The 4506-nt window shown below is 58.6% G+C and carries 4 protein-coding genes; 3 read left to right on the top strand and 1 reads right to left on the bottom strand.

Going from position 1 to position 4506, the window contains the following annotated elements; translation table 11 throughout:
• Positions 1-8 precede the first annotated feature (8 nt).
• From AC3WJD_RS21630 to AC3WJD_RS21640, 3 genes are all read left to right on the top strand, one after another.
• Positions 9-107 (top strand): hypothetical protein, encoded by a 99-nt coding sequence (locus AC3WJD_RS21630; RefSeq protein ID WP_492748881.1) that lies wholly within the window; start codon positions 9-11, stop codon positions 105-107.
• A 469-nt stretch (positions 108-576) separates the two neighbouring features.
• Positions 577-1239: a hypothetical protein gene (locus tag AC3WJD_RS21635; protein WP_492748874.1), complete on the top strand. Its 663-nt coding sequence runs from the start codon at positions 577-579 to the stop codon at positions 1237-1239.
• 1320 nt (positions 1240-2559) lie between these two features.
• Entirely contained in the window at positions 2560-2805 is a 246-nt protein-coding gene (locus AC3WJD_RS21640; RefSeq protein WP_492748877.1) for a helix-turn-helix domain-containing protein, read from the top strand.
• Between the two features lie 7 nt (positions 2806-2812).
• Here the strand turns inward: AC3WJD_RS21640 and AC3WJD_RS21645 are convergent, their stop codons facing one another.
• Positions 2813-4366, bottom strand: a complete 1554-nt coding sequence (locus AC3WJD_RS21645; protein WP_492748879.1) for a DUF6538 domain-containing protein — start codon at positions 4364-4366, stop codon at positions 2813-2815.
• Between the last annotated feature and the right edge of the window lie 140 nt (positions 4367-4506).

The following is a 4506-nucleotide window of genomic DNA, read 5'->3' on the forward strand; positions in this document are numbered from 1 at the left end:
TGTCCGACATTGCCCGTCATTTGAATGGCCAAGGCATCAGGAGCGCACGGGGCGGCGCATGGCAGGCGACACAAGTTGCCCGCGTTCTTGCTAAGACGCCGGGCTGAATGCTGTTAGGCCTAAGGGCTATTTATCTACTGCCTTAGTTGTTATCCCGCTGCTCAAGACATGTTGGTGATAAGCTATGTAATAATACGGGTGCTAATAAGTCACATACACGTATAAAAATCACGAATACGTCGTTTTCGATCTTTCAACATCGGTCGGCATTGCTTAGGTGGCCATATAGTCCTGCTGCAACAGGGCGGAACGGAAGGCAGAGCGCATAGGACGCCGCTGACTTTTCCTGCTCATCAGCTAGGCCAGTGGGCCGAACGGGCAGCACGGGATGCCAATGGCATCGCCGATATGAGCCGGAGGCGGTCAATCGCCGTGTCTCCGGTACTCCACGACATCATAACACACACCGAATGGGCGCATGACCGTAGCGCCCGTCTATTACTGTTTCAGAAAGGAAAATCTATTGAACAACCAGACAATACCAACGCAATCAGCCAAGAAGTGTTCGGCTGATCAATGACATTTGACTTGACCAATGAGTGCGCGAGCATTCTTGGTTACCTACCCGACATTCTGCCCGACCATTCAATCACCCGTCCGAGCAACGCTAGTGAAGTAGCCAAATTTTGGGAGCAGGCCATGCCTATGCTGACCAAATTGCAGCAGAGCTTCCCAAGCCTCGACGGAAAGAAGTTGGGCGGAATGAACAAGCTCTATCTGTTCGACCCGGCCGCTTTCATCCCAACGTTGGAGCGAGACGTAGTGGCCCACTGGCTACAAAACCCCCCGAGTTTAGAGCTTAGCGCCGGACAGATGGCCGCCCTGGCGTCCCGTTGGTACGGTCAGTCCGTCACCGATCATCGCATCAAGCGGCGCTTCAAAGATCCTAAGTTGACACCGCAGCTGCAACGGCTGTGCCATGAGCGTGGGAACGCAACCAACATATCCATGTGCAGGAGCCTGCCGGAAATCCAGAGGCGGCTAAGGCTGCGGGCTCTCCGGTCTGCTGAAAAATGGACGTTCCGTGGCGAGATTACCTTTTATGGCAATGGCACGGTGACCATCCGCGATAGCATCGTACAGCAGGATAAAACCCCTACTGGCAAAAAGCGTGTTCGCGGCAATGGATCGGCTGTTTCTGTGGATGCCCTGCGGAACGTGTTGATGGCGCATTCCTGATTGAAGATCATGGCAAATCATGGGGACCATAGAGTTCTCTATATTACACGATCTGCACAAAATGGCGTCTCGCCCTTCAGCGGCGCGCCTGCACTCTGCAACTCGTTCTGCCTCTCAGCTCACTGCGGCGGCGGTTCTCTAAGCCGTCCTCCTGCGAGCCCCATTCATGGGGCGAACTTTCTCCAAGGAACGCCACTCATTTCCTCTTCCTCCCGACCGCATGGCCCCCAATCCGATCCGCGTTTCACCCTTCACCATCAACAACCGCGCGCCGACAAGCTGGCCGCACGCCAGCGGCGTCTCTGCCATGCCGATCCCGCCTTTCGGGAGGCCTTGAGAACGCGTGTGGCGAGCGTCGAGCGGTTCTCGGCGTTCCTCAGCGGCGTGCCCTTCTATATTGCTCTGGAGCGCCCCTGCCCCAAATGCGGGAGCTTCAAGAAACGCACGCGGGACCGGTCTTGCTACGGCTGCCACCTGAGGCGCAGCGGTGAAAACTTCGAGCGCATGAAGGCAGGAGTGTCGCCTATCGTCTCACGCAGTAAGGATGGCCACCTAGACTTGCTTGCCCGCAAGAAGGCCGAACGGCAGGGCGAGTTCATTGCCGCAGAGTTTGGACAGCTATCGGTAAGGCGCTTTCCGACAGGCAGACTGGAGGTAACATTCCCCGATGGTTACTGCGAGCCGGACCTAAGCAAGACTGACGGCCGTCATGTTGAGCGCCTCACCGAAATGCTCCCGGAGCTTAGGGAAGCGCTAATCTGGGCGGGCTGGTACTAGGCCAGCCCCCCTTGCTCGCAGCCACTAGCGCGAGGTTTTCCCTTGGGAGCTATCGGATGATGCATACCAAAGCACGTACGCACTAACGTACTGTTTGCGCCGCCGCTCATCGGACGAACGGGCGGACGCCATGGTGTTGGCGGTAATCTCCTGCGCGTCGGTATAGGATACGCCGGGGTGCGGGATGGCCTCTAGGTTTGCCTTCATCTCTGTGAATGCGACTTCGTATTGCGCGAGACATGCCCCCTCCATGGCCATCTCGTAACGCTCCGGAGTGACACGACCTGAGCGTAGCTGGCTATCAGTCGCCTCTAGGCAACCTTGGTAGGCGGCGATTTTCTCCTTAAACGCTAGGCTAACTTCGGCTGCCGCTTCCGCTTGTGAGCTTGCCATTATACTAGCCGCTGCGACTGCCGTTAATCCGAACATCAGGTACGCCTTCACTGCCCATTCCCCCATAATATTGACGGGCAACCATGGCACTCCAGTTATGGGTCGTAAATACCGTAGAACTGAAAGTCGCCAGCCGCGACCTGTGGACGCGTGGCACGGGTTTCAGGGCAGCAAGACACGGAAGGTCAGCTCAAGGCGCTGGGTGAGGCCGTGCGCGCCCGGAGGAAGGCCGCTGGCATGTCGCAAGAGGCGCTGGCGGATGCGGCGGGCATCGACCGCAGCCACATGGGCAAGATCGAGCGCGGCGAACGCAACGTGACGATCCTCAACATCGTCCGCATCGCAGCCGCACTCAACGACCGGCCGTCGGCCTTGCTACACGCGGCCGGATTGTAACGCACTGTCAGCCCGCCGCCGCTTTGGCATCCTCGACATGGAACCTCGGGAACTTGGCCAACTGAGCAGCGAGCGCGGGGAGGGTATGCCGCCCATAGGTTCGGCCCACCGCCTTGGATGCATGGCCGGTCATGTAATCGTGCGCAGCTTCGTCTAGCCCCGCCTCTCTGGCGATCGTCTTGAACGTGTGACGCCAAGCGTGATTGGGCATGATGCCCGCATCGGTAATGCCCAAGCCTCGCACCCAATCGGCCAACTTCTGACCCGTTTTCTTGTATTGGCCGCGCTCGCTGCCGTCGGGCGCAAGCTCGGGATTGTAGAACAACGGGCCGGTCTTGCCCTTGGTGGCAACAAGGAAGCCCTGTTCGATAAGATGCTGGTGGATAGGGACGTATCGGTGTTTTTTGGTCTTAACCCTGCCAGCCTCAGGGGTAATCAACAGCGTCCAAGTGCCATCAATCTTCTGCACATCCTCGGCTCGAAGTTGCGTCATCTCGTTTACCCGTGCGCCGGTATAGGCGCAGAGCCAAGGCACCCAACGGAAAGCCAGCTTGCGCTCATCGCTGAACTTCTTGGTCACGGGCTCCAAAGCGGCGGCTAGGATCATCTGTTGCTCGTCCGGCGTGAAATCCCGCTCTCTAGTCTGCGTTTCGCGGGGCTCACGGAGCTTATTTACATCGGCGGCTGGATTGCTCGCAATAAGCCCTTCATCCTCACCGTACGCAAAGATGACCTTAGCCACGGCGAGGTAGCCCACATTGACCGTCTTGGGGGAACGGGGCTCTCCGTCCTTCTTGGGCGTATCCCGGACATGATCGCGCCATGCGCGGATGTCTTTGGCCGTGACCCGGTGCGCGTGGTCGTGGCCTAGGAAGGCCACCAAGTCGGCAGTACGCGACCGCCATTCGCTCTCCGTGGTCGAGGCGTTGCCAGCCTGTACCGCGTACCCCTCATACAGGGCAGTGATCGTGACCGGCTCCAGATTGCCCTCAGACGTTCGCTGAGCGACGATAGGAGCCGGGGTGCTGGACACGCTGCCGGAGAGCCGTTGCTCAATCTCCCGCTTCTCCACGCGCGCCGCTGCGAGTTGATCCTTGATCAACGCCATGTCGAACTCGCGGCCTTCAAGGATGTAGCGAAAGGCGCGAAGCTCCCGGGGCATTTGCTCTGTGGAGCCCGCTAGGCGGTTTTCAAGATGCGCCATGTAATCCGCCAGCTCCTCCCGTCGAGCCTCTTTGGCGCCGACCGTTCGGGCCTCCTCGGCGTCATATGCCTGCTGCCGCTCAAATGCCTCCTGCGACATTCTGGCGAAAGGATCGAACGACGAGGCCTCGACAATGGGCGCGGCCTGCTGACGGGCAAGCTCTTTCTCAGCAGCCTTCAACAGTGCCGTTGTGCGGACGGTTTCATGCCCGACCAACTCCTTAGCCTCGGCGCGGTCCTTGGTCTCAAGGGAAAAGAAGTACTCACGCTGCCCGATGATCGGACGGAGGCGGGCAGGGACCGACCTACGAAAATAATACGTGCCGCCCTCGCGGGGGCCATGAAGATAGGTGCACATACTTACGTTTCCTCTGCTACGTTTGTAGCAGACGCCTGTAGAAAAGTACTTGTTTTCCAAGGTTTTCTAGCTTCCCCAAGGGCTTGGGGAGGCTTGGTGCCGGATGAGGGATTCGAACCCCCGACCTTCGGTTTACAAAA

The sequence above is a fragment of the Sphingobium sp. FW306-1B-F04DB genome, from assembly GCF_058781925.1.

What these genes read in the sequence shown, in the direction of transcription:
- AC3WJD_RS21635 (WP_492748874.1), top strand. Translation starts at nt 577, where the DNA reads ATGACATTTGACTTGACCAATGAGTGCGCGAGCATTCTTGGTTACCTA.
- AC3WJD_RS21645 (WP_492748879.1), bottom strand. Translation starts at nt 4,366, where the DNA reads ATGTGCACCTATCTTCATGGCCCCCGCGAGGGCGGCACGTATTATTTT.